The sequence below is a fragment of the Nocardiopsis sp. RV163 genome (genome assembly GCF_001029525.1).
Taxonomy (GTDB): Bacteria; Actinomycetota; Actinomycetes; order Streptosporangiales; family Streptosporangiaceae; genus Nocardiopsis; species Nocardiopsis dassonvillei.
Genome location: NZ_LEKI01000339.1, coordinates 1 through 1,296 on the forward strand (window position 1 = coordinate 1; position 1,296 = coordinate 1,296).

1 protein-coding gene and 1 pseudogene are annotated in these 1,296 nt (G+C 67.6%); both read left to right on the plus strand.

Annotated features, from left to right (window positions below):
* Nucleotides 1–66: 66 nt before the first annotated feature.
* Nucleotides 67–1,185: pseudogene (locus tag ABD54_RS26580) on the plus strand (endo-1,4-beta-xylanase); the annotation flags it as partial.
* A gap of 13 nt (nucleotides 1,186–1,198) precedes the next feature.
* Nucleotides 1,199–1,296, plus strand: a 98-nt coding sequence (locus ABD54_RS27650; RefSeq protein WP_235432218.1) for an endo-1,4-beta-xylanase, incomplete at its 3' end; no start/stop codon positions are given.

A 1,296-nucleotide genomic window follows, 5' to 3' on the forward strand; every position in this document is an offset into this window, starting at 1 on the left:
GTCGTACGCTCCCTGTCCGCCTTCCCCGTCACCACGGGCACCCGATAGAAGGCGAGAACCGACCAGATGCGCAGCACGGCCTCCTCACCATGGCGCCCGCTCACCCGCGGACGCGGAGCCCTGCTGACCGCCGCCGCCCTGTGCGCGGTCATCCTCCTGGTCACCGCGCTCCTGACCCTCACCCTGCCCGCCCAACCAGAACCCTCCGGCCCCGGCCAACTCCCACGACTCGCCCACCAGAACGACATCGACCTCGGCGTCGCCGTGGCCGTCAACCCCCTCGTCCACGACCGCGAGTACCGCTCCGTGGTCACCCGGCACTACACCTCACTGACCGCCGAGAACACCATGAAATGGGAGTACGTCCAACCCCAACGCCACACCTTCGACTGGAGCGGCCCCGACACCGTCGTCGACTTCGCCGAACGCAACAACCTCACCCTCCACGGCCACACCCTGCTCTGGCACAACCAACAACCCGCCTGGCTCGCACAAGGCACCTGGACCCCCGACGAACTACGCCAGGTCATCCGCGAACACATGCAGGCACTCATGGGCCGCTACCAAGGACGCGTCACCTCCTGGGACATCATCAACGAACCCTTCGAGGACGGCGGCCCCCGCCTACGCGACAACCTCTGGCACCAAGTCCTGGGCGAGGACTACATCGCCGAGGCACTCACCACGGCCCACGAGATCGACCCCCAGGCCCGCCTCTACATCAACGAATTCGGCATCGAGGGCGGCGGCCCCAAGACCGACGCCCTCCACGAACTCGTCACCACCCTGCTCGACCGCGGCGTCCCCCTGCACGGCATCGGCTTCCAGAGCCACTTGATCCACGGCCACGTCCCCGACGACCTCGCCCAACAACTACGCCGCTTCACCGACCTGGGACTGGAGGTCAGCATCAGCGAACTGGACATACGCATCCCCGAACCCGTCCCCAACGGCGCCCTCCAGGACCAGGCCCGCGAATACGCGCAGGTCGTCCAGGCCTGCCTGGACGTACCCCGCTGCGTACGCGTCTCCGTCTGGGGAGTCAGCGACCAGCACTCCTGGGTCCCCGAATGGTTCCCCGGCTACACCGCCGCACTGCCCTTCGACGACTCCTACACACCCAAACCGGCACTCAACGCCATCGTCCAGACCCTCTCCCGCAGACCCCCACGCCCGCCTCTACATCAACGAATTCGGCATCGAGGGCGGCGGCCCCAAGACCGACGCCCTCCACGAACTCGTCACCACCCTGCTCGACCGCGGCGTCCCCCTGCACGGCATCGGCTTCCAGAGCCA